The following is a 24222-nucleotide window of genomic DNA, read 5'->3' on the forward strand; positions in this document are numbered from 1 at the left end:
CGGTATTATAAATTACAAACAAAGCGGCGGTTAGCCCACCTTAACAATTATCATACCCCCAAAGGCATGGGGAATTCAAGCCTTTTCCTGCGAACTTTTCATGAATTTTTATCTTATCGCGGCAAAAAGGTAAATTTTCAGAAATCGCGGAAGATGTCGGGCAAATACAAATCGGTTTGGGGGACTTTATCCCACGAAAAAGCCTCGACCAAATCCCGCGCCGCGACCGGCTCATCCCGGTCGATCAGCCCGGCGGCGAACGCCAGCGCGCCCACCAGCCGTTCGGGGCGCATATGCTGCCGCAGCCGTCCCAGATCAAGGTCCTCATCCCGCTTGCTCAGCCGCCGCCCGTCGGGCGCGAGCAACAGCGGCATATGATAAAACGCGGGCGGTGTGAAACCGAACAGCCGGTGCAGCCAGATTTGACGAGCCGTCGAGCCGATCAAATCGTTGCCGCGCACCACTTCGGTCACGCCCATCAAACCATCGTCCACGGTCACAGCCAACTGATAGGCGAACACCCCATCCGACCGCCGGATGATAAAATCGCCGCATTCTTCGGTCAAGCGTTCACGATAAGGCCCCATGCAGCCGTCTGTAAACGAAATCTCCTCATCCGGCACCATCACGCGCGTGGCCGGCTGCCGGGTCTTGCGCTTTTCAGCCACTTCCGCAGCCGACAAACCGCGGCAGGTGCCGGTATACACCACCCGTCCATCGGACAGATGGGGCGCGCTGGCTGCGTGCAGCGCGGCGCGCGAACAAAAGCAGGGATACAGCAGTCCTTTTTCCCGCAAGATATTTTCAAAATACAGATAAATCGGTGTCCGGTCGCTCTGATATGCCGACTGCACGACGTTTTCCGGCATCTCTGCCAACACGGCCGCATAATGCTGCGCACCCGGATTTTTCGGGTCCGGGTCATCCCAGGTCAGCCCTAACCAGTGCAGGTCGTCGATGATTTGTGCGGCATGGCTCCGCGGACAGCGCATTTCGTCCAAATCCTCAATGCGCAGCAGGCAGGCGCCCCCCTTGCTGCGCGCGCTCAGCCAGGCGAGCAGGGCACACAGTACATTGCCCAGGTGCATCCGCCCGCTGGGCGAGGGTGCGAACCGTCCGACTGTTGATGTTTCCAAGCAAACGCCTCCTCTCCCCGTTATTGTACCACTGCGGCCCTCATTTGAAAAGGCGTGGTCCCTTTCCCGTTGGTTTGCGGCGATTTTGGGATGTAGCATTTTTGATGCAATTATGATAAAATTGAATGCAGATAGACCCAGGGGGGAATGTACATTTGCTCAAGAAAATTGCTCTTTATTTTGTGATCGTCCTATTGCTGGTGATTTCACTGGCCTATTTTTTGCTGCCCGTCTTTGGCATCTCGCTGCCCATCTGCATGCCGACCATTCAGTTTGACTGCGACAAGAAATCGCAGGCGGCACAAAGCAGCGCGGTGTCCAGCACCGTGCCCGAAGAAGAACCCGCAACGCCCGACACCTCGGATTCGCTCGAATCCCATCCGGCCGATGCGCTGCTGGACACTATGACGCTGGAAGAAAAAGTCGGACAGCTTTTCTTTGTCCGCTGCCCGGAAGAAGATGCCCTGGGAGAGACTTTGGCCCTACGTCCGGCTGGTTTCCTGCTGTTCAGCCGCGATTTTGAAGGCCAGACCAAGGATTCGGTCCGAGACACCATTGCGACCTATCAGCAAGGTTCGGAAATCCCCATGCTCATGGGCGTGGACGAGGAAGGCGGCACGGTCGTCCGGGTGAGCAAATACGAAGCTTTCCGCCGCTGGCCGTTCCAATCGCCGCAAGAACTGTTTGAAGAAAACGGCATGGATGCGTTTGTATATGACACCGCCGAAAAGGATGATCTGCTTTCCGATTTGGGCATCAACGTCAATCTCGCGCCGGTCTGCGATGTTTCGACCGACGAAGAGGACTTTATGTATGACCGCACGCTCGGCCAGGATGCCGAAGCAACTGCCGAATATGTGCGCACGACCGTATCCCAGATGGAAAAGGACGGCATGGGCTCGGTGCTCAAGCATTTCCCCGGCTATGGTCCGAACGGCGACACCCACGAACAGACCGTCATCGACATGCGCGATCTGGAAACCTATCGCACCGAAGATTTCCTGCCATTTGAAGCTGGCATCGAAGCTGGCGCCGACGCCGTGCTCGTCAGTCATTTGATCATCTCCTGCATGGATGAAAACCTGCCAGCCTCATTGTCCCCGGCGGTACACGATATTTTGCGGGAGGAACTCGGTTTTGAAGGCGTCATTCTGACCGATGACCTTGCGATGGACGCCATTGCCGACTTTACCCAAAACCATGACGCGGCCGTATTGGCCATTCAGGCGGGCAATGATCTTATCATCAGTTCGGATTTCCCGACCCAGTATCAGGCGGTTCTGGATGCGGTCTACGACGGGACCCTGACCGAGAGCGAAATCGATGAACATGTCCGCCGGGTGCTCGACTGGAAGCATGCGCTTGGACTGATTGTCTATGAGGATGACACCGACGTATCGCCGGATGACCAAGACACCACCGATCTGGAGGATGCCGCATGACTTACGATCTACTGCCCCTCTTGTTACCGCTGGCCGAACCGGCCTATCGGGATTTTCATGTCAAACTGGTGCCCGAACTGGATGCCAGCCAGATGTTAGGGATTCGTATGCCAGCCCTGCGCAAACTGGGCCGCGAACTGGCCAAAGGCCCGGATGCGGCAATCATCCTGGCTGACCGCACCCCGGACACCTATTATGAAGAAACGGTCATCCGCGGTGTGGTGATCGCCTGTGCCAAGCTGGACCTTGCTGCCCGGCTGGAACAAATTGCAGCGTTTGTGCCCTATATTGTCAACTGGGCGGTGTGCGATACCTTTGTCAGTGGCTTGAAATTCCGCGACGCCGACCTGCCGTCCGTGCGCGCCTTTTTGGAGCCCTATGTCACCTCTTCCGAGGAATTTCCTGCGCGGTTTGGCGCGGTTATGCTGCTGCGCTTTTTTGTCCGGCCGGATACGCTGGACGATACGCTGCGTACCCTGACCGCCCTGCCCGCCAACGGTTATAATGCCCGCATGGCGGTCGCTTGGGCGCTGGCCGAATGCCTGGTGAAATTCCCGGAATCAACCTTAGCTCACCTGGAAACGCATCCGCTCGACCTTTGGACCTATCGCAAGACGCTGCAAAAGGCGCTCGAATCCCGCCGACTGCCCGAGGCGCTGCGGACCACGCTGCGGCAAAAACGTGCCGCTCTGCCCAAGGATAGCAAAGAAAAGCATCCGTTTCCGCAAGATTCTTAATGCATCCGCCCCGTGGTTTGTTTATACTGGAATTAGTATATTTGAACAAATTTATTTTTTTACAAAGGGGTGTTTTATCGTATGCGACTAAAATTCGGAATGGTTGGCGGTGCGGGCGGCTTCATTGGCGACGTTCACCGTCATGCAGCACACATGGATGACCTGGCCCTTCTAACGGCTGGCTGCTTCTCCCGGAATATGGACAAAAACCGTGCCTTTGCGGAGAAATGGAACATCACCGACCCTTCGCGGGTCTATCCCGATTATCAGACCATGGCCGAAGCCGAGACAGCGCGTGAGGACGGCATCGATTTTGTGTCCATCACCACGCCCAATGACACCCATTATCCAATCGCCAAATGCTTCCTGGAACACGGGATTCATATTATGTGCGATAAACCCCTGGCGCTCAATGCCGAACAGGGCCGCGAACTGGCCAAACTGGCCAAGGAAAAAGACCTCCTGTTCGGTGTGACCTATACCTACACTGGCTATGCCATGATTCGGCAGGCACGGGAAATGATCGACGCCGGTGAAATCGGCCGCATCACCTGCATCCAGGGCGAATACCCCCAGGAATGGCTGGCCGTTTCGCTGGTATCGGGCAGTTCGGAACAAGCCACCTGGCGGCAGGACCCGGCCCGTTCGGGCGCATCGGGCTGCTGCGCGGACATCGGCACCCATGTCGAATGCCTGATTTCCAAAATGACCGGCCTGCATCCTACCCGTGTTATCGCCCGGTTTGACAGCATCCCGGCTGACATCCCGCTGGAAACCAACGCCCAGATGATGGTCGAGTTTGACGGCGGCATCCCCGGCATGATCTGGACCAGCCAGGTCGCCATGGGCCATGAAACCGAAGTCGGTGTTCGTATCTTTGGCGAAAAGGGTTCGGTCGAATGGAATCATCTGCGGCCGTGGGAACTGCGGGTCACCCGCATCAACCAACCGCCCCAGGTGTATACCACCAACCGCGATTACCTGTATCCGGCAGCTAAGGAGCTTTGCCGCCTGCCCTCTGGCCATATGGAAGGCTTCTATGAGGCGTTCGGCAACCTGTACCGTGGCTTCTGCATGAATCTGATCGCCAAAAAGACCGGCGGCGACCCGGGTTCGTTCCGGTATCCGACGGTCGAAGATGGCGTACGCGGCATTGAATTTGTGGATGCCTGCCTGAAATCCAATGCCAACAACAACATTTGGGTGCCCATCGAACACGAATAAAATCAAAAATCCCTGAACCGGTCGGTTCAGGGATTTTTTTATGCCTGCGGCATGGTATCATCGATGATTGTTTCACACAGCCGGCGCATATAAGTGGAAATTGCGGACAATGCTAAGCAAAGCGCTAACCGTTCCCCCGGATCTTCCAAGTTGGCATCCAAGCTGGCAAGCTGCTCCGGGATGCGGTCGCGCACCCGCTGCTTGATGTCCAGATAGGCTCGCCAACAGGTTTCAAAATCCACATCGTCGCGCCCGGTCAGCTGCTTGACATCGGCCAGCGCCAGGGTCTGCTTCATCTGATAGATGCACAAAATCTGCATGATATGCTGATGGCTGTATTTCTTGCCCTGGATGGGGCTGATCAATTTTTCCTTGGAATAATTGTTGATCATGGTCTTGGTGATGAGTTTCTCATCCGGATGGCGCTTGGTATCGCTTAAGCCTTCGCTGAGCAAGGTCAGCACCTGATCCATATATAAATCGAGTTCGGGCACCTGTTCGGGTGTCAAATCACGGTCGGAAAAGACCTCCCGCAAAATCTCCGCAAACGTGCGCATGTGTTTTCTTCCCCCTTCTATGCCTGTTTTTTATTATAAATGTTTTGCAATATTTTTTCAAGTCGTGCTTGTCTTTTTCAAAAGTCGTGTTATAATAAATATAACATAGTTTTAAAAACTACATGGAGGTGTTTTCTATGCCACATCTTTTCCTCAAAGCGCGCGAGCCCTTTTCCAGCTATTCGCACTTTCTCGGCGCTGTCTTGTCCGGGGTCGGTTTGGGCGTCATGCTGCTGCGAATGCTGTGGGTCGGTGCAAACGGTGTGACGCTGCTGTCTGTCACCCTGTTTTGCCTGTCGCTCATCGCTTTGTATGCGGCCAGCAGCGTGTATCATTTCTCCCTTCGCGGAGAAGCGGTCTTGCGTATGCTGAAAAAGCTCGACCACAGTATGATCTATGTCCTGATTGCCGGCAGTTATACACCGATTGTGCTGAAATTCATGGCACAGCCCCAGTCCTTTTATTTTACGGCCGCCATTTGGGGCATTGCGCTGCTCGGCATTGCCATTAAGCTTTTGTGGATCGATGCACCTCGTCTGCTCGGCACGGCTTTGTATTTGATTTTGGGCTGGGCCATTGTTGTGGATTTTGATGTGGTTTTATCCATGCCGGCTCCGGCCATTGCCTTGCTTGCGGCCGGCGGCATTGCTTACACCATTGGCGGCGTCATCTATATCGCCAAGCGCCCCAATCTGCATCCCGATTTAGGGTTCCATGAACTGTTTCACTTGTTTGTGCTGGTCGGCAGTCTATGCCATTATCTTTTGGTGTTCTTCTTTGTTATCTAAAATTTAGACACCTGATTTGCACACACCCTTTTAAAAAAAGCCAATCGCAAGATTGCGATTGGCTTTTTTTATTGCTCTCCGGCCCGGGCCTGTTGCATCTGGGTGGTGGCATCGGTGCGATTCACAATGCCCATGGTGTTGCACTCACGCAGCAGCATCCACACCCCGGACAACACAATCGCCGCCAGCAGTACCGCGATGGCCCGGCACAGGAGTTTCAAAACGCTTTTGGGGCGACGCGCCATAAAGAACCCCTCCTTTGCATCAAAAAGAAAGGCAACCCAAGGATGGGTTGCCTTTCTGCAAATGTACGTGGGATTAGCCGTTTTCCTTGGCAACCGCCAGACGCTTTGCCTTTGCTTCCATTGCGGTACGAACTACGTCGATGAATACCGCGATGATGATGATCGCGCCGATGACGATCTGCTGCAGGTCAGACGAAACGCCGAGCAGGTTACAGCCGTTACGGATAACCTGGATCATAAACGCACCGATCAGGGTGCCCCAAACATTACCCTTACCACCGAGGAACGAAGCGCCGCCGATGATACAGGAAGCGATTGCGTCCAGGTCGCCTTCCAGCGATGCCAGCGGAACTGCAGAGTTCAGACGGCCGATGTAGATAACGCCTGCCAGGCCGCACATGAAACCGGACATACCATAGCAGAAGATCTGTACGTTGTCGGTATTGATACCGGCCAGACGAGCAGCTTCCGCGTTACCGCCGAAGGAGTAGATCTTGCGGCCCAGAGCCGTACGGCTCAGGAAGATGTGCATTACAACAAACACAATGATCGTTACCAGGAAGGAAATCGGAAGAGCAAACACGCCGCCCGGAACCGGGATCGTGATGATGTCCTTCGCACCAATGACCAGCATTGCCTTGGGGAAACCGGAGATTGCAGCCGAACCCGAGATCAGCAGTGCAACACCACGGCAGATGTTCTTCATACCCAGGGTTGCGATGAAGGGGTGAGGCAGATGCAGCTTGGTCAGCAGCAGGCCGTTGATGACACCGCACAGAGTGGAAACCAGCAGGCAGATGAGGATCAGGATGATGGAGTTTACCAGCGTATCTGCATCAAAGAACTTCTGCATCATAACGCCGGAAGCCATACAGCCGATTGCCAGCAGAGAACCAGCCGACAGGTCGATACCGCCAAGCAAGATGACGCACAGCATACCAACTGCCATCAGTGCAACGATCGGCACCTGACGGAACAGGTTGGAGATGTTTGCAGCCGAGAAGAATGTACCGCCGGTTGCAATGCCCAGCGCAATACACAGGATTACAAGGGCGAGCAGCGGCCCCAATTTACCAAGAATGTCTTTTAACGTCGAGTTCTTTTTTGTAGCATCCATTACAGTTTACCTCCCCATGCAGCCTTCATAATATCTTCCTGATTGAAGTGTTCGGAATCGCGGTCGATCTCCGCCATGATATGGCCATGACGCATAACGATGACACGGTCACTCATGCCGAGGATTTCCGGCAGTTCCGAAGATACCATGATGACACACTTGCCCTGTTTGACCAAGCTGTTCATAACATTGTACACTTCGATCTTTGCGCCAACGTCGATACCACGAGTCGGCTCATCGAAAATATAGATATCAGCATCGGTGTTGACCCATTTGCCGATAACGACCTTCTGCTGGTTACCGCCCGACAGCGTACCGACCGGGGTATCGAGTGTCGGGGTCTTGATGCGGTAAGTTGCAACATTTTCTTCCGCGATCTTCCGGTGCTTACTCGAATCGAGGAACAAGCCCTTGCGGTCACGGTCAATGGTTGCCAGGTGCAGATTGTTCATAACCGAGAAGTCCAAAATCAGACCTTCGCCCTTACGGTCCTCGGTGAGGAATGCGATCTTATGCTCAATCGCATCCTTCGGACAGTTGATCTCTACCTTTTCACCACTTAAGTAAATATCGCCCGAATCCTTCGGATCCGCACCAAAGATGGCGCGCATGGTTTCGGTACGGCCGGCACCAACCAGACCGGAGAAGCCCAGTACCTGGCCGCCATATGCCTTAAAGCTGACATCATACAGAACGCCTGCGCTGTTGAGGTGTTCTACACGCAGCATTTCGCCCTTCTTTTCTGCAACTTCCTTCGGGAACAGGTTGTCCAGGCTGCGGCCAACCATGTGGGAAATCAGCAGGTCCTTGGTCATGTCCTTGACCGGAGTGGTCGAGATCCACTGGCCGTCACGCATAACCGTGATATCGTCGCAGCACTCGAAGATTTCTTCCAGCTTATGCGAAACGAAGATGATCGAAATGCCCTTTTCCTTCAGCATCTTAATGGTCTTAAAGAGCTGCTGTACTTCGGATTCCGACAGGGAGGATGTGGGTTCGTCCATGATGATCAGACGTGCATCCGACAGGATGGACTTACCAATCTCAATGGTCTGCTGTACACCGATACCCAGCTTAGAGCATTCGGTGCGGGGATTAACCGGCTGGCCCAGATCTTCCATGATCTCGGCTGCACGCTTGTGCATTGCCTTGTAGTCGAGCAGGATGCCCTTCTTCTTATAGTAATTGATGAACAGATTGTCCGTTACGTTCAGTTCCTGTACGATATTCAGTTCCTGATACACACAACCCACGCCAGCTGCTTTCGCGACCATCGGGTTGCTCAGATGTACCTGCTTGCCATCAATGAGGATTTCACCTTTATCCGGCTGGTTAACGCCGGTAAAAACCTTAATCAGTGTGGACTTGCCGGCGCCGTTTTCGCCGATGAGTCCATGTACCATACCCTTGCGCACGGTAAATGACATGTTATCCAGTGCCACAACGCCGGGGAAATATTTGGTGATATTCTTGAGCTCCATGATTACTTCATTCATAATTCCTGAATCACCGTCTTTCATTTGCACATGTGGATTTCTCTTTTTCCTCTTCTTTTGGGTATAGAAAACCGGGGGGGTCCGCCCCCCGGTCTCCAATCCAAGCAATTAAGAGGATTCCTAACTGCCTACTTCCTTTTTTAGGCTGCGCCGTTAACCTTTGCTTCCAGGTCAGCCTTGAAATCAGCTGCATTGTCCGGGGTTACCATCTGCGTGCCGGAGTCGATGCGCTCTTCGATTTCTTCGCCGTTAACCAGCTTGAGCAGGTTTTCAACAGCCAGCTCGCCCATGGTGTACGGAGCCTGTGCAACCGAACCCTTGATAACGCTGCCCTGAGCGATCAGTTCAGCTACCGGGATGGTGCCGTCAAAGCCGATAACCGGGATGTCTGCGCCAGCGTTTTCGATTGCACGCTGTGCACCCTGTGCCATGGAGTCAGCGGTGGTGCAGACAACGTCGATCTGGTCATAACGGTTCATCAGGTCCTGCATAGCGTTCATAGCCTTTTCTGCCTCAGACATGCAGTCACGAACCTCGATAACTTCTACGCCGCCAGCTTCCAGGCCTTCCTTGAAGCCCTTTTCACGGTCGTCGTGGGTGGTGTCACCTGCACGGCCGCGCAGGATGATAGCCTTCTTGCCTTCGCCTACCAGCTCAGCAGCATATTCGCCGCCCTGCTTACCAGCAGCTTCGTTACCGGTACCGATGAAGGACTTCTTGTTTTCGTAGTTCGGCAGGTCGGTATCAACCGCGATAACCGGGATACCAGCGCTGTCTGCCTGCTCCAGAACCGGCAGAACGGTGTCCGGAGAAGACGGAGCGATTGCCAGGCCGTCAACGCCTGCGCCGATTGCATTCTGAATCATGTCAACCTGCTGCTGTACTTCGGATTCTGCGTTCGGGCCGATAACGTTAACCTTAACGCCCAGCTCCTTCGCCTTTGCCTCAGCGCCAGCCTTCAGCAGTACCCAGTACTGGTCAGCCAGGGACTTAACAACAATGGTGAACTCCTTGTCGCCGCCAGCAGCGCCAGAGCCGGAAGCTGCTGCACCGGAACCGGATGCGGAGTTGTCGCTGCCACCACATGCGGTCATGGACACTGCCATTGCGCCTGCCATCAACAGGGCCAGTAATCTCTTCTTCTTCATCTTTTCTCCTCCTTAAAGTGAAGCTTTCTATCCGACAGGGCCATTTTTTGTACCCTGCCACAGAAAGGGCGAACCCTTCTGTTTCCGCGGTTTCGCAGATAGACCGTCGGCCTATCCACCGGCCGAGTATGCCGGCAAATTTCTCTTCCTTAGGGATCATCCGGCGCGCGTTACACGCGCCGGATGCTCAGACAACTTACGAATTACTCGATTTCGGACAGCTTGACCGGACGGCCTTCCTTCAGGCTCTTGCCAGCAGCCATTGCGATGATAACCGGCATCAGACCGTCGTGACCGTTAACCGGTACGTCGGTGCCGTTTACGATTGCATCGACAAAGTCCTTCTCTTCGGTGATGAACGCGTCGTTGTAGCGCTCCAGGAAGAACCAGGTCGGCTTTGCAACTTCTACGCCGTCACGGGTGGAGATCATAGCCTGGTTGTCCAGGTCGTTGCTTACCTGTACACAGCCCTTGTCGCAGTGTACTTCGGTGCGCTGGTCGTAACCGTAGTTTGCTACACGGCTGTTGTCGATCACGCCGATTGCGCCGTTTTCGAACTTCAGCATGCAGATTGCGGTGTCAACGTCGCCGTACTTTGCGTAATCCGGATCGGTCTTTACGGTACCGTAAGCGCAAACTTCGGTAACTTCGGAACCGGACAGGTAACGAACCATGTCAAAGTCATGGATCATCATATCCAGGAAGATGCCGCCCGAAACTTCAACGTAGCTCATCGGGGGGCCTTCCGGGTCACGAGAGCAAACCTTAACGATGTGCGGTGCGCCCAGGCGACCAGAAGCAACAACGTCATGAACCTTCTTGTGGTTGTGGTCGAAGCGGCGAACGAAGCCAACCTGCAGCTTTACGCCAGCCTTCTCAACAGCGTCCAGAGCCTCGTGGATCTTGGCCAGGTCGGTGTGGATCGGCTTCTCACAGAAGATGTGCTTGCCAGCCTTAGCAGCTTCAATGATGAAATCTGCGTGCGTGTTGGTGGACGAGCAGATGAATACCGCGTCGATGTCCTTGTTGCCGAAAACAACTTCCGGATCCTTCGAGGTGACTTCTACGCCCAGGCCCTTGCACCATTCTGCCGTCTCATCATTGAGATACGGGTCCGCTACCGCAACGACTTCTGCGTTCGGTACCGACTGGCACAGGTTCATGATGTGCAGCTTGCCGATACGGCCAGCGCCCAGCACGCCGATTTTTACTTTCTTTTCCATACTTTTTTCCTCCCTAAGAAAAAAATCTCTAGGATCAGTGGATGCCTGCTTGTCCACCTGTCTGGCGAACAGCGGCAATCCGGATGCGCGGGGCTTGTCTTTATCAAATGCCCCATCGTCCGCTATTCACAACCGATCAACAACAGTATACCATGTTTTTCGTCATTTTGCCAGACCTGATCGCTTTGGGCGAATCTTGCCAGCTGCTGTTTTCGGTTGTTATTTCTTGCGTCTATTTCATTATGCAAAGAAATCCCCCGCTTGGATATTGGCAAACTATACAATTTTCACAAATAATTTTTGGCGCACTGCAAGTTTTCAGCAAATAGACCGTGATTTTCTTGTATTTTTCCTGTTTTTCAAACTTTTTTACCGCCCAGATTTTACGGTTTTGTGAACACGACTTTTTAATTTACTTTTTTATACATTTTTCACGCGACGATGCTCCAGCTTTTCTCCTTCTTGCCACCAAGAAGCAACACAAATATCGCAAGAAATAGAATTTACTTTTGTGCCCGGTTGCTGTATAATAGCGCAGCAATCCAAAATCTCAAAATTCTACCCCCTCATCACCCCGCAAAACTGTCTTTTCTTTGGGTTTTTGATTTTTGTGTATTCTTGCGATTTGCATTTTGTAATCAATCGGTGTGTATATTTTTGAAAGGTGGTTAATTTTATGCACCGTTCGCGCACTTCCTTTTGGAGAAGCCTGTCATCGGGTGAAAAATATATGGTGGGCAACCTGTTTTTCCTCTATTTTGTGCAAGGTATCTTCGTCATCGGCATCGGCTCGCTGCTCCCGATGATGAAAGCCGAGTACAGCCTTAGTTATGAGGTAGGCGGTGCGCTGATTTCGGCCCACAACATCGGTTCGCTGATCACCGGCATGTTCGTGGGCATGCTGCCCGCCCTTTTGGGCTACAAACGGACGCTCCTCTACTTTAATGTGCTTCCGTTTCTGGGCTTTGCCATCACCTTGGTGACCGGGAACCCCATTCTCCTGTTTCTGGCCATCCTGCTGACCGGTATTGGCCGCGGTGCCGTGAATTACTATAATAACCAAATCATCAATTTTCTATCCCATGGCTCGTCTGGCCCACTGAATATGCTGCACAGCTTTTTTGCCATCGGCGCTCTGCTCTCGCCCTTCCTGGTGCTGGCCTGCACCAGCGGCGGTGACAGCGGCTGGCGCACCGCCGTATATATTATAATAGGTATGGGTGTGGTCAGTATGCTGACCTCTCCCCGCATGCAGATGGACAGCGTATCGCCCGAAGGCGGGCAGGCCGTGCAGCCTGCGCAGCCCTTCGGCTTTTGGCGGGAACGGCGTTTTTGGCTGACCGCAGCCATCATGCTGTGTTATTTGAGCATTGAAGCTTCAGTCATGGGCTGGCTGGTTACCTATTTTATCGATTCGGGCGCCGCCAGCGCCAGCTCGGCACAAATGCTGACCGCCCTGCTCTGGGTGGTCATCCTGCTGGGCCGGACCGGCTGCATCCTGATCGCCGGGCATGTATCCCCGCCTACCTTCTTACGCTGCGCCAGCCTGGGCATTGCAGTGTTCCTGGTGGTCGTCATCGCCAGCCCAAGCTTTGTCCCCCTGCTGCTGGGCACCATCGGCCTGGGATTGTGCATGGCCGGGATGTATGGCACGACGGTTTCAAATGCCACCGAAGTATTCAAGACCTATCCGCTGGCCATGGGCTTTTTCGTCACCCTGACCGGCATCGGCTCGGTCATTGCGCCGTCGGTCATCGGTGCCGTTGCCGGACAGTTTGGCATGCGCGTGGGCTTAGGCGTCTTGCTGGTGCCGGCTGTTTTGCTCATCCTGTTCGCATTCGTCAACCGGAAGGCATAAAAAATTGACACCTGATGAGGAAACTCATCAGGTGTCTTTTCTTTTTATGCGTTCAAGATACTCTTCACATAAGCAATGCCCTTGGCGGCCGCTTCCTCGTGGGTGGGATACGGCAGGCATTCAATGGACAGGTATCCATCGTAGCCGATCTCCTCCAGTGCCTCAAACATGCGCTTAAAGTCAAGCAGCCCGGTGCCCGGATAGCGGCGGGAATTGTCCGCCAGATGGAAATACCCCAGACGTCCCTTGCAGCGCCGGATGGCAGCCACAGGATCGCACTCATCAATATTCATATGGAAGGTATCCAGGTGGGCATAGCAGTTGTCCAGCTCCGGATGCGCTTCCAGGAAGCTCATCATTTCGTCGGCTGTGGTGAATACATTCACTTCATACCGGTTGATGACCTCGATGTTGAGCTTGATATTCCGCTCCTTGCCGTAATCATTGAGAATCTTCAAGTTGCGGGCCAGACGGTTCATATACTTGTCCCGGTCGCCGCCTGCAGGCACATTGCCCTTGACCCAGCCCACGACAATGCCTTCGGCGCCGATCTTCTGCGCCATGTCGATGTACTGCTTCATGCCGTCAATGGCCGCTTTGGTGATGTATGGGATGTCGCTCATCAGGTCGCACTTGCCCTCGGTGTTCAGGCGGCCGGTGATGATCATTCCAACCTTGCAGCCGCTCTCGGCGACTGCTTTGGCAATGCCTTCATAATCCAGGTCTGCATCTTCCCGGGTGTGCACCTCAATGGCCTGAAAGCCCAGGGCGCCCGCTTTCTTGACATTGCTTGCAACATCGCCGATCATCAGGATGGGTGCGGTGAGCGGCGCAGCGTCCGCCGAAGAAACCGCCAGTTTCCACTGTTTCATATGTATCCTCCTACTTGGAAATCCGGAAAGGAGGGAAAGCCAACCGCTTCCCCTCCTTCATAAAGTTATATGGAATTTAGTCGTCGAAGGTGAGCATAACCTTGCGAGCAACTGCCTTGTTCTGCGCCATCTTCATGGCTTCGTCGAGGTCCTCAAACTTGTAGTAGTGAGAAACCAGAGCCTTGAAGTCATACTTGTCCTTGATCTTGGACATGAAGCGGATGGTGCGCGGGAACCAGTTAGTGGTGCCGCCGGAACCTGCGATGTGCAGAGTCTTCCAGATGGTCTTGCCGATTTCAACCGGAACCTTACGGCCGATGGAGTGACCAACCACACCAACGCGAGCCGAGTGGCCAGCGATGTCGAACAGCGAAGCGATACCGTTGTCGTTGCCCGAGCATTCGATGATAACAGACGGGCCGCGGCCGTTCGTTAGACGCTTCAGTTCTGCTTCCAGAGCGCCGGGCTCGGTGAACTTGGACGAGTCAACCGTTATATTTGCGCCATACTTGAGCGCATTTTCACGACGGGATTCTACCGGGTCAATAACGATAACGTTCGCACCAGAGGTTGCGCAAACCATAGCAGCCGAGCAGCCGATCGGGCCGCCGCCGATGATGGCGCAGTCGTCCGAAGCGTCCGGATTGCAGCCATTGCCCCATACGCCCCAGTAACCTACGTTGAAGTTTTCAACGAAGATACCGATTTCATCCGACCAGTCGTCCGGAATGACATGGGTGTAAGCTTCTTCCAGAATCATGTATTCGCCGAAGCCGCCAGGAGAGTCCGGACGGAAACCAACTTCACGCATGTTCAGGCAAGCCGAGGACATTTTGCCGTCCTTGCAGTTTGCACACTGGTGGCAGGGCAGTACGCAGTCGCCTACAACCTTGTTGCCAACCTTAACCGAGGTGCAGTCGCTGCCGACTTCTACCGCAGTACCAACCCATTCATGGCCCGGCGTATAGGGGCCCAGGTCGTAACGGCCTTCTGCCGACAGACCTTCGAAGCATTCTACGTCGGACTGGCAGATACCGCAAGCACGGAGCTTAATCAGAACCTGATTGGGCTTGAGCGGCGGCAGTTCGAGTTCTTCAATGCGCAGGTCGAACGGACCATGCATAAATGCAGCTTTGCACTTGGTAGGACGATTGGTCATAACGAGTATCTCCTTTCAAATTTCACAGGTATGTTTTGCCCCGCTTTTCCAAAAAGCGGGCGGGATGCAGGGGCAGCGCCCCTGCATCCGCCGGAGGCAATATAAAGTCAATCTTAGTAAGCCAGGGTGTAAATATGGCGGCCGCCCGGTTCGTTCGGCCCCTTGATGACTGCTTCGATGTCGGCGCGGTCGCGCTGAGTCATCATATCGATCGGCGGCAGCGTGCCAGCCGGATACTTCTCGAGGATGTCGTTCACCAGCTTCTCGAGGTAATCGAGCGTACGCTCTACGCCAGCTTCGGCCTTCTTGCCGTCAGCCATGCGTGCGTCACCGATAACGCCCTGCGGCTGGCAGATGCATTCCATACCACAGGAACCAAATGCATTGTACCACTTGATCGGGCCTGCGCCGTCTTCTGCCGAGGTATTGATGTGGCCTGCCGGCAGCAGCGGAGCCTTGTCGACCTTGATTGCATCTTCCATGTGGATGAATTCCGGGAACAGTTCCAGGCACCAGGACTGCTCGACTTCGTCTGCGTGTACAAACGGAGTGTCGTAGGGGCCACCCTTGTCCTTGGTGTACATTTCGTCGCCTGCGCAGTTCCAGAAGTGGGTGTACAGGATGATGCCCGGTACCTGCCACTTCTTACCGAAGGTGTGGATTGCCAGCGGGATAACGTAGTCCTGGCCATGGCCATTGACAACGATCATCTTGCGGAAGCCGGTGTTCCAGAAGCCTGCGAATACGTAAGCCAGGTAGTCAGCCAGGATCTTTTCCGGGATCATGATGGTGCCCTTCTGGCCCAAGTGATGGTACGGATGCGAGCCATACCAAATCGGCATTGCTACGGTGCAGCCGGTCTTTTCGGCAACCAGTTCGCACAGGCGGGTGTCGAGGTATGTATCTTCGCCGTACGGAGCGGACGGACCATGGTTCTCGGTCGAACCAACCGGGATCAGGATAACGTCATTCTTCTTCAGGCGTTCTTCCACCATCTTGGTGGTCATATTCTGGTAGTAAATACCGTCCTGGGCTTCCATGTGGCCGCCCTTTGCAGGCAGATTCCATTTGCTCATTGTTGTTTCCTCCTTTATAAGGTGTGTCGGTTGGGGTTGCTTGAGAGTTCTTTCAAAATACGCGGGATGCGTACGGTCTTACTTATTCAGACGGGGGTAGCTGGTGGATACCAGAACCTTGCCAGCGGTGATCTTCATGCCTTCTTCGATGTCTTCGAGGTTGAAGCGGCCGGTGACCATCTTGCGCATATCGATGCGGCCCGAAGCCATCAGGGCAATAACGTCCGGATAGATGCCTTGGCCAGACTGGCCGTTGGAGCCCGAGATGGTTGCTGCGTTCCACTGCCAGTTGAAGATGTCAACCGGGGTGATGCCGACCGTGTGGCCGATCTGAACGGTCTTGCCGCCGATGGCCAGCGCCTTACCCATAACCGGGTAGGTGAACTTGGTAGCGCCTGCGCATTCAGCAAACAGCGAGATACCAGCGCCGTTGGTCAGGTCCATCAGCAGTTCAGCCTGCTCGTCGGGAGACTTGAAGGACGTGGGATCGTAAACATAATCCGCACCGCACTTCTTGGCCAGCTCGACGCGCTCCGGAACGCTTTCAAAAGCGATCAGCTTAGCAGCGCCAGCGGTCTTCATCAGCGAGATGGCTGCCAGACCGATCGGGCCTGCGCCGAATACGGCAACATGGCCGCCCGGGCGGATACCGCCGCCGCGAACAAACAGACCGTTGTAGGCAACGCCGGTGGGCTCGATCATCGCGCCCAGTTCGAACGCGGTCATCTTATCGCCGCCGTAGTAATTCATAATGTCGTTCAGCGGATAGCAGTACTTGGCATGCACGGTTGCATACTCCGCAAAGCCACCGTCATAGGTCAGGCCGGGTTCTTCCAGGTCTTTGCACTGGTTGAACATGCCGCGGCGGCAAGCATCGCATTCGCCGCACCAGTGCATGGATTCTACCGATACCAAGTCGCCGACTTTTAGCTTCTTAACCTTGGAGCCTACTTCGACGATCTCGCCCGAAAATTCATGGCCGGTGATGATCGGATATTTGGAATGGCCATCGTACATCGAGTAGCCGTCTGCGTCTTTCTTCAAAAGGTGAGCGTCGGTGCCGCAGATGCCGGCAGCGCCTACTTTAATGAGCACCTGTTCTTCGCCGCATACCGGAATCGGACGATCGGTGACCGATCCGCGGATGTTCCGCCAGATCTGATTGCCGCGCAGTGCACGACCGGTCGTGATCTCACGTTCGCTCATCTTATAGCCCGGGCGCGGTTCGTGGTCGGCTTCGACATAGAATGCTCGCATGGTATTTGCCATGGCTCGTTCCTCCCTTTCAGCTTCCATGTATTTATGTTAGTGTCAATTACATTGCTTTCGAAAATTTTCGAAGCAGAAGCATTTGTTTATCATTTCCTACAAATCTCCTTGCTTCGTCTTGCTTGCCTTTGTTCATTTTCGATGGCTTTATTATACGGCACTCCTTTTTTTCTCGCCATACCTTTCTTGTGCTGTCTTTCGCAAAATTCCCCGGATTTCAGGGAATTTTTTCTTTGGCTTTCGTTTTCTTGCGGTCTGTAACCGCATGCCTTTTTTCTGCAAATTCTGAAAAGTCATTTTTCGAAAGATTTCCCCGCCCATTAGCCGTTGTTTTGGCCCTTTTTACAAAAATTCTTTCTTTTTTGTGCATCCGCTATTTCTTGTATTTTTCACAACTTTTACTCTGCTTTCCTGTGTAATTTGACAGATGCCCTGCCCAATCCCCCGATTTTCTCCACATTCATTCGCCAGAAACCATAAAAAAATAACAGGAGTCCACGGACTCCTGTTGTTTTTTATAACATCCTATCGCGCACGGTCGTTTCCTGTTCCACGATGCGGTACGGCAGCTGAAGCTGGCGGCAATTGTCCACTTCGCGGTCCAGAATGTCCAGCAGCATCTGTGCTGCCTCGATACCGCTGGTCTTATAACAATAATGTACGGTCGTCAGCCGTGGTGCAACCAGTTCGGACAAACGGCTGTGCCCCATCCCGGCCACCGCGATGTCCTCGGGCACCTGCTTGCCCTGCTCTCGCAAATACTTGAGCACCCCGACGGCGGTGAAATCGGCGGTGCATAAGATCGCCTGCACCTCCGGCTGCTGCTCGAGCAGCGTTTGACAGGCGGCGTAGCCGTCCTCAATGCCCATTCCGGTATGCAGGATACACGGCGAATCGCCGATGCCCCGCGTCTGGACTGCATCGCGGAACCCCCAGGCATATTGGCCCCCAATGCTGTGATGCGTCAGCATGGCAATGCGCTCCCGTCCATCCCGCAGCAGCAGCGCTGTCAGTTCCCGCGTGCTGGCATATTCATCATGATACACACACGAAGCATATTCGGCCTTTTGCCCGATCACCACCACCGGCACCGCACCCTGGGCAATGGCGCTGCGGTGCCGCGGCGTAAGCCGGTCGGCGATGAATAAAATGCCATCCACCTGGTCATTTTGAAAATAGTCCAAATAACACAGTTCGCGGGAAACCTGTCCGCCGGTGTTGGCCAGTAGAAGCTGAAAATCCTTTCTTTCGAGCACATCGCTGATGCCCGCCACCACACGGCCAATGGGTTCGGAATCGATTTTGGGCAGCACGACCCCAATGGTACGGCTGTGTCCCCGGCGCAGGTCCTGCGCCCGCCGGGAAGGAATGTATCCGGTTTCGTCAATGACCGCCCGGATGCGGGCTTTCTTTTCCTCACTGACATACCCGTTGTTCAGGTAGCGGGACACGGCGGTTTTGGATACCCCCGCTCGCTGGGCAATCTGTGCGATAGTCATGCAGCATCCCCCTTCCGTGCGGTGTGTTTCTGCGGTTATTATACCAAAAAACCAAACCGCAGGCAAGGCGCCCGACGGGCCGCAGTTAGTCTTGTATCACCCCCTTTTTTATGATACAATATGAATAAGAATTATGTTGGATATGTTCGTGTCATCGCCGTGTGTCCCGCCGTCCGGTGCCCGCGCTGTCCGGATGAATAGGAGGTTGTTTGCTCGTGAAAATCCAGGAATCGGCTGAAAATTATTTGGAAGCCATTCTGATGATTCAAAAACAAAAAGGGTCGTGCCGTTCGATTGACGTGGCACAGTTTTTGTCTTTTTCCAAGCCCAGCGTCAGCCGTGCGATGAGCCTTTTGCGGGAAAACGGCTATGTCATCATGGACGACAATGGCCTGCTGTCGCTGACCGACGCCGGCCGCGAGATCGCCGAGCGCATGCTCGAGCGGCATGAACTGCTCACCGAATGGCTCACCCGCCTGGGGGTCCATCCGGACACCGCGCAGGCCGATGCCTGCCGCATCGAACATGTCATCAGTTCGGAAACCTTCGACCAAATCAAGGCGCACATTGCCCGTCACGACGCGCCTTCCCAAGACTGACTTTTCTTCACAGGATGCCCGGCCACGGGCATCCTGTTTTGCATAAAGCCCCAAAAAGGAGGGACGACCATGCCCCGCACCATCCTGCACTGTGACTGTAATGCCTTTTATGCTTCGGTGGAAACGCTGCTCGACCCGTCGCTGGCCGCCGGGCCGATGGCCGTCTGCGGCGACCCGGAAAGCCGCCATGGCATCATTCTGGCCAAGAACGAGGCAGCCAAGGCCTATGGCGTGCAGACGGCCGAAACCATCTGGCAAGCCAAGCGCAAATGCCCCGATCTGCGCCTGGTGCCGCCCCACCGCGAGGAATATGTGCGCTATTCCCGGCTGGCCAACCAGCTGTATCTGGAATACACCGATCTGGTCGAGCCGTTCGGCATCGATGAATCCTTTCTGGACGTGACCGGCACCCTGCACCTGTTCGGCGCAGGCCCGGCCATTGCCGACGCGCTGCGCGCGCGCATGAAACAGGAGATCGGGCTGACCATCTCGGTCGGCGTGTCTTTTAACAAAGCATTTGCCAAGCTGGGCAGCGATTACAAAAAGCCGGATGCCACAACCGTGCTCGACGAGAGCCGCTACCGCGCTATCGTCTGGCCGCTGCCGGTCGGCGCGCTGCTCTATGCGGGTCCCAAGGCCCAGCAAAAGCTGCATGTGCTCGGCATTGAAACCATCGGTCAACTGGCGCAGGCCGACGCTGCCTTACTGCATACCGCGCTGGGCAAGCTGGGCGATACGCTGGGCGCCTATGCGCGCGGCGAGGACCGCGACCCGGTGCGCTCGTTTTATGCCGAGCATACGGTCAAGTCGGTCGGCAAAGGCATGACCTTCTCGCACAACCTCACCCAGCACGACGACATCGCGGTCCAAGTGATGATGTTGTGTGACAACGTCGGTGCCCGGCTGCGCAAGCACGGCCAAAAATGCCAGACCGTCCAGGTGCTCATCCGGGACCCGAACTTTCGCAACCTGTCCCGCCAGACCACCCTGTCCGCCGCGACCGACAGCACCCGCCTGCTCACCGAAACCGCCCTGGCGCTCATCGCCCAGCACTGGACGCCGGGCAAGCCCATCCGTATGATCACCGTGACCGCCTCCTCCCTGGTCGAGCGCGGCGACACCGGCGAGCAGCTTTCCTTGTTCGACGAAGGCGCGGCCGCCCGGCGCGAAAAGCTCGAACGGCTCGACCGCGCGGTCGATGCCCTGCGCGGCAAATACGGCCGGGACGCAGTGCAATATGGCGGCGCATTGCGGCGCAAGCCGTAAAGGATTTGTTCGTTTGCAGACATTTTTCTTTCCGCGCGCGCAAAATCGTTGTATAATAAAGGCGTATCCCAAGGGAAAGGATGGAACGGTTTATGGCTGATTTTGTATCCCACTATCTTTTTGGAGAACAGGCGCTTGCCGCCTTCCCTCCGGTCGTTCAGCTTGCGGCGGCCCGCCGCGCGGCGGTGTTCAACTGGGGACTCCAAGGCCCGGACCCGCTGTTTTTCCACAAGCTTGCCTTTGGCAGCCCGCTGCACAAATACGGCAACCTGATGCATTCCAAACGCACCGATGAACTGTTTTTCGCCTTTGCCCGCGCGGTCAACCGCATGACGGGCGCCAGCCGCGAGATTGCAGAAAGCTATTTTTACGGCTTCCTGTGCCATTATGCGCTCGACAATGCGCTGCATCCCTATGTGTATTGCCGGCAGCAGGAATGCCTGAAAGCTGACCCCCGGCAGAGCACCTCTGCCGTCCATTGCCAGATCGAAAGCGACATCGATTATGCGCTCTATGACGCGGAATATCATGCGTCCGTGACCGAATTTGACCCGGACGCCTACTATAAACTGACCGATGAGGAAACCGCCGTGCTGGCTGTGCTGCTGCACTACCTGCTCAAGGTGGTATATGGTGTGTCGGTCGATACGGCTGCGCTGCGCAGCTCGTTTGGCGAAATGCTGGCCGTGCAGAATTTCCTTTACGCCGGCAGCCGCACCTTCTATCATTCGCTGCGGCAGGTCGAGCGGCTCATCCGCCGCGGCGCGGTGCTCACCAGCCACATCAAGGCCGAGCCGCCCCGCTGGAACTGCCTGAATCTCGACCATGCGCCCTGGCGCAACCTGTGGCAGCCCGAGGTCGAGCGCACCGAATCGGTGCCCGAACTGATCGAGCAGGCGCGCGACAAGGCAGTCGCCCTGGCCGGGCAGTATGCCGCCGAATTTGACGCCGGTTGGCTGCTGCTGCACCATTTTGATACGCCTTTTGACCATGGAAGCCCCAAGGCAATCCACGATTGACCGGTGTACAGCCTGTCTATTTTTCCGTGTAGCACGGACATGTGTGCGCAACATCCAAAATCCAATTTGCAATTTTGTAAAAATTTACGATTGCAAGACCTCGGTTTTGGCCGTATACTTATTTCATAGCAATAAAGCACAAAAGCAATGACGGAGAGAGTAAGCGCGTGGCAAACGCCGCAGCGAGCCGGGGAGAGTGTAAGCCCGGTGCCAGTCGCCCGATGCCGAAAATCACTCCCGAGCCGCGCGCCGAAAGCCTTGCCGTAGGTTGCGCCGGTGCCCCCGCCGTTAGCTGGGGAACGTATGCTGGTACGGTAACAGGTGGTTTACGTCGCTCTTTCAAGCGGTCGTCCTTTTACGGACGGCCGCTTTTTTGCTTATGATTGTGAAATAAAATCGAGATACAGGAGGAAACGAAGATGAAAAAACCCGTGGAAATTCGTTGGCATGGCCGCGGCGGCCAAGGCGCTAAGACCGCCTGCCTGCTGCTGGCCGATGCGGCGTTTTCGTCCGGTAAATATGTCCAGGGCTTCCCGGAATACGGCCCCGAGCGCATGGGCGCGCCCATCACAGCCTATAACCGCATTTCCGACGAGCGCTGCCCGGTACATTCCAACATTTATAACCCCGACTATGTGGTCGTGGTGGATGAGACCCTGCTCGAATCGGTCGATGTGACCGCCGGTCTGTCGGAGGATGGCGCCATCATCGTCAACACCGCCAAGGCCCCGGATGCCATTCGTCCCTACCTGAACGGCTACAAGGGCCAGGTTTGTACCATCGATGCCCGCCGTATTTCCGAGGAAACGCTGGGCAAAAATTTCCCGAACACTCCCATGCTGGCCGCAGCCGTCAAGGTGTCGGGCGTGGTCGAACCGAACCGGTTCGTCCAAGATATGAAGGCGTCTTTTGAGCATAAATTCGCCACCAAACCCCAGGTCATTGATGGAAATATGAAGGCCCTGACCCAATCCATGGAAGAGGTGCAGTTCGGATGAGGAAAGCAGAACAGATCAACGAGCAGTCCAAATGGTATGAATTGACGCCGGGCTGCGAAATTTACGAACCGGGTACCGCCCGCCTGACCAATACCGGCGAGTGGCGCACCCAAACCCCGACCTTCCTGGCCGACCGCTGCAAACAGTGCCTGCTGTGTGTCCCCTATTGCCCGGATTCTGCCATCTTAATTCAGGACGGCCGGCCGGATTTTGACTTTGACCACTGCAAAGGCTGCGGCATCTGTGCCAAGGTCTGCCCCTTTGGGGCCATCACGTTCCACAAGGAGGCACACGACCATGGCTAAACGAGATCGTCTTTCGGGCAACGAAGCGGTCGCCTATGCGATGAAGCAGATCGACCCGGATGTAATGGGCGCATTCCCCATCACCCCGTCGACCGAAATCCCCCAGTATTTTGCCCAGTATGTCGCCAACGGACAGGTGAACACCGAATATGTCACCGTCGAATCTGAGCATTCGTCCATGTCCACCTGCATCGGCGCCGAAGCCGCCGGTGCCCGCGCCGTGACCGCGACTTCGTCGTGCGGTCTGGCGCTCATGTGGGAACTGCTCTATGTGGCAGCGTCCTACCGCCTGCCGGTCACGCTTGCCTGTGTCAACCGTGCACTCACCGGCCCCATCAACATCAACAACGACCATTCGGATTCCATGGGCGCCCGTGATACCGGCTGGATTCAGATTTACGCCGAAAACAACCAGGAAGCCTATGACAACTACCTGCAAGCCATGCCCATCGGTGAAAACCCGGAGGTCCGCCTGCCGGTCATGGTCTGCCAGGATGGTTTCATCACCTCGCACGCGGTCGAGAACATCGAACTGTGCGACGACGCCGACGTCAAGAACTTTGTCGGCACCTATGAACCCGAAAACTATCTGTTAAAGCATGAAAACCCGCTCGCCGTCGGCCCCTATGGTATTTCTCCCTATTATATGGAGGCCAAAGTCGCTCAGGCGGATGCCATGAAGAAGGCCAAGCAGGTCATTCTGGATGTCGGCCGCCGCTTCGGCGAGATGACCGGCCGTAGCTATGGCTTCTTTGAAACCTACCGCTTGGAGGACGCCGAAACCGCTGTGCTGCTCATCGGCTCGTCGGCGGGTACCGCTCGCGCCTGCATCGACGAACTGCGCGCGCAGGGCAAAAAGGTCGGCATGCTCAAGCTGCGTGTGTTCCGCCCCTTCCCGGACGAGGAACTGGCCGAAGCCCTTGGCCACCTCAAGGCCCTGGCCATTCTGGACAAGGCCGAATCGTTCTCCAATGCCGGCGGCCCGCTCGGCGCCGAGGTGCGCGGCGCGCTGTACGATTTGGATGTCCGTCCCAAGACCATCAACTATGTCTATGGTTTGGGCGGCCGCGATTTCCGCGTGCAGGATTGCGCCCAGATCTTTGCCGAACTGGATGAAGTCGTCCGCACCGGCCAGACCGGCCCGCGTTACCGTCATTTGGGCCAGCGCGAATAATCAGGGAGGGTTCCA

General features: G+C 55.3%; 24 protein-coding genes. 11 read left to right on the forward strand and 13 right to left on the reverse strand.

The window, feature by feature from the left end:
- Positions 1-137: 137 nt before the first annotated feature.
- Positions 138-1088 carry a glutamate--tRNA ligase family protein gene (locus EFB11_RS13820; RefSeq protein WP_243115255.1) on the reverse strand — a complete coding sequence of 317 codons (951 nt, stop codon included), beginning with the start codon at positions 1086-1088 and terminating at the stop codon, positions 138-140.
- 203 nt (positions 1089-1291) lie between these two features.
- On the opposite strand from EFB11_RS13820, the gene EFB11_RS13825 reads away from it, so the two are divergent.
- The 3 genes from EFB11_RS13825 to EFB11_RS13835 all read left to right on the forward strand — a co-directional run bounded on the left by EFB11_RS13825 (position 1292) and on the right by EFB11_RS13835 (position 4539).
- Positions 1292-2578, forward strand: a complete 1287-nt coding sequence (locus tag EFB11_RS13825) for a glycoside hydrolase family 3 protein (protein ID WP_164706780.1) — start codon at positions 1292-1294, stop codon at positions 2576-2578.
- Positions 2575-3315: a DNA alkylation repair protein gene (locus EFB11_RS13830; protein ID WP_122790722.1), complete on the forward strand. Its 741-nt coding sequence runs from the start codon at positions 2575-2577 to the stop codon at positions 3313-3315. Before EFB11_RS13825 ends, EFB11_RS13830 begins: the two co-directional genes overlap by 4 nt.
- 81 nt (positions 3316-3396) lie before the next feature.
- Positions 3397-4539 (forward strand): Gfo/Idh/MocA family protein, encoded by a 1143-nt coding sequence (locus EFB11_RS13835; protein ID WP_122790723.1) that lies wholly within the window; start codon positions 3397-3399, stop codon positions 4537-4539.
- 38 nt (positions 4540-4577) lie between these two features.
- Here the strand turns inward: EFB11_RS13835 and EFB11_RS13840 are convergent, their stop codons facing one another.
- Positions 4578-5096 carry a DUF1836 domain-containing protein gene (locus EFB11_RS13840; protein ID WP_122790724.1) on the reverse strand — a complete coding sequence of 173 codons (519 nt, stop codon included), beginning with the start codon at positions 5094-5096 and terminating at the stop codon, positions 4578-4580.
- A 137-nt stretch (positions 5097-5233) separates the two neighbouring features.
- On the opposite strand from EFB11_RS13840, the gene trhA reads away from it, so the two are divergent.
- Entirely contained in the window at positions 5234-5884 is a 651-nt protein-coding gene (trhA, locus tag EFB11_RS13845; RefSeq protein WP_122790725.1) for a PAQR family membrane homeostasis protein TrhA, read from the forward strand.
- A 68-nt stretch (positions 5885-5952) separates the two neighbouring features.
- Here trhA and EFB11_RS16925 read toward each other — a convergent pair whose 3' ends face one another.
- The 5 genes from EFB11_RS16925 to iolG form a co-directional block, all read right to left on the reverse strand.
- Positions 5953-6129 (reverse strand): hypothetical protein, encoded by a 177-nt coding sequence (locus EFB11_RS16925; RefSeq protein WP_164706781.1) that lies wholly within the window; start codon positions 6127-6129, stop codon positions 5953-5955.
- Positions 6130-6202: 73 nt separating this feature from the next.
- A complete protein-coding gene (locus tag EFB11_RS13850; RefSeq protein WP_122790726.1) occupies positions 6203-7246 on the reverse strand; it encodes an ABC transporter permease in 1044 nt (347 codons plus the stop codon).
- Positions 7246-8742 (reverse strand): sugar ABC transporter ATP-binding protein, encoded by a 1497-nt coding sequence (locus EFB11_RS13855; RefSeq protein ID WP_122790727.1) that lies wholly within the window; start codon positions 8740-8742, stop codon positions 7246-7248. The genes EFB11_RS13850 and EFB11_RS13855 overlap by 1 nt, the downstream gene beginning before the upstream one ends.
- 140 nt (positions 8743-8882) lie before the next feature.
- Positions 8883-9890: a sugar ABC transporter substrate-binding protein gene (locus EFB11_RS13860; RefSeq protein ID WP_122790728.1), complete on the reverse strand. Its 1008-nt coding sequence runs from the start codon at positions 9888-9890 to the stop codon at positions 8883-8885.
- Positions 9891-10093: 203 nt separating this feature from the next.
- Complete coding sequence (gene iolG / locus EFB11_RS13865) at positions 10094-11113, reverse strand: inositol 2-dehydrogenase (protein WP_122790729.1); 1020 nt, start codon at positions 11111-11113, stop codon at positions 10094-10096.
- Between the two features lie 676 nt (positions 11114-11789).
- On the opposite strand from iolG, the gene EFB11_RS13870 reads away from it, so the two are divergent.
- A complete protein-coding gene (locus EFB11_RS13870) occupies positions 11790-12971 on the forward strand; it encodes an MFS transporter (RefSeq protein WP_122790730.1) in 1182 nt (393 codons plus the stop codon).
- A 44-nt stretch (positions 12972-13015) separates the two neighbouring features.
- On the opposite strand, the gene EFB11_RS13875 is transcribed toward EFB11_RS13870, so the two are convergent.
- From EFB11_RS13875 to EFB11_RS13895, 6 genes are all read right to left on the reverse strand, one after another.
- Positions 13016-13843 carry a sugar phosphate isomerase/epimerase family protein gene (locus EFB11_RS13875; RefSeq protein ID WP_122790731.1) on the reverse strand — a complete coding sequence of 276 codons (828 nt, stop codon included), beginning with the start codon at positions 13841-13843 and terminating at the stop codon, positions 13016-13018.
- Between the two features lie 76 nt (positions 13844-13919).
- Positions 13920-15002 carry a zinc-dependent alcohol dehydrogenase gene (locus EFB11_RS13880; protein ID WP_122790732.1) on the reverse strand — a complete coding sequence of 361 codons (1083 nt, stop codon included), beginning with the start codon at positions 15000-15002 and terminating at the stop codon, positions 13920-13922.
- 113 nt (positions 15003-15115) lie between these two features.
- Complete coding sequence (gene iolN, locus EFB11_RS13885; RefSeq protein ID WP_122790406.1) at positions 15116-16078, reverse strand: 3-dehydro-scyllo-inosose hydrolase; 963 nt, start codon at positions 16076-16078, stop codon at positions 15116-15118.
- 78 nt (positions 16079-16156) lie between these two features.
- Positions 16157-17347: a scyllo-inosose 3-dehydrogenase gene (gene iolM / locus EFB11_RS13890; RefSeq protein ID WP_206424193.1), complete on the reverse strand. Its 1191-nt coding sequence runs from the start codon at positions 17345-17347 to the stop codon at positions 16157-16159.
- Between the two features lie 217 nt (positions 17348-17564).
- Complete coding sequence (locus EFB11_RS16930; protein ID WP_164706782.1) at positions 17565-17717, reverse strand: hypothetical protein; 153 nt, start codon at positions 17715-17717, stop codon at positions 17565-17567.
- Between the two features lie 145 nt (positions 17718-17862).
- A complete protein-coding gene (locus EFB11_RS13895; protein ID WP_122790733.1) occupies positions 17863-18846 on the reverse strand; it encodes a LacI family DNA-binding transcriptional regulator in 984 nt (327 codons plus the stop codon).
- Between the two features lie 215 nt (positions 18847-19061).
- On the opposite strand from EFB11_RS13895, the gene EFB11_RS13900 reads away from it, so the two are divergent.
- The 6 genes from EFB11_RS13900 to porA all read left to right on the forward strand — a co-directional run bounded on the left by EFB11_RS13900 (position 19062) and on the right by porA (position 24207).
- Positions 19062-19445 (forward strand): metal-dependent transcriptional regulator, encoded by a 384-nt coding sequence (locus tag EFB11_RS13900; RefSeq protein ID WP_122790734.1) that lies wholly within the window; start codon positions 19062-19064, stop codon positions 19443-19445.
- Positions 19446-19514: 69 nt separating this feature from the next.
- Positions 19515-20711 carry a DNA polymerase IV gene (gene dinB, locus EFB11_RS13905; protein WP_122790735.1) on the forward strand — a complete coding sequence of 399 codons (1197 nt, stop codon included), beginning with the start codon at positions 19515-19517 and terminating at the stop codon, positions 20709-20711.
- Between the two features lie 92 nt (positions 20712-20803).
- Positions 20804-21730: a zinc dependent phospholipase C family protein gene (locus EFB11_RS13910; RefSeq protein WP_122790736.1), complete on the forward strand. Its 927-nt coding sequence runs from the start codon at positions 20804-20806 to the stop codon at positions 21728-21730.
- Positions 21731-22149: 419 nt separating this feature from the next.
- The gene (locus EFB11_RS13915) at positions 22150-22728 is read left to right on the forward strand and encodes a 2-oxoacid:acceptor oxidoreductase family protein (protein WP_122790738.1); all 579 of its coding nucleotides are present in this window, start codon (positions 22150-22152) and stop codon (positions 22726-22728) included.
- Positions 22725-23033 carry a 4Fe-4S binding protein gene (locus EFB11_RS13920; RefSeq protein ID WP_122790740.1) on the forward strand — a complete coding sequence of 103 codons (309 nt, stop codon included), beginning with the start codon at positions 22725-22727 and terminating at the stop codon, positions 23031-23033. Before EFB11_RS13915 ends, EFB11_RS13920 begins: the two co-directional genes overlap by 4 nt.
- Positions 23026-24207 (forward strand): pyruvate ferredoxin oxidoreductase, encoded by a 1182-nt coding sequence (gene porA / locus EFB11_RS13925; protein WP_122790742.1) that lies wholly within the window; start codon positions 23026-23028, stop codon positions 24205-24207. Before EFB11_RS13920 ends, porA begins: the two co-directional genes overlap by 8 nt.
- The last annotated feature ends 15 nt before the right edge of the window (positions 24208-24222 follow it).

This window comes from Intestinibacillus sp. Marseille-P6563 (genome assembly GCF_900604335.1).
Lineage (GTDB): Bacteria > Bacillota > Clostridia > Oscillospirales > Butyricicoccaceae > Butyricicoccus_B.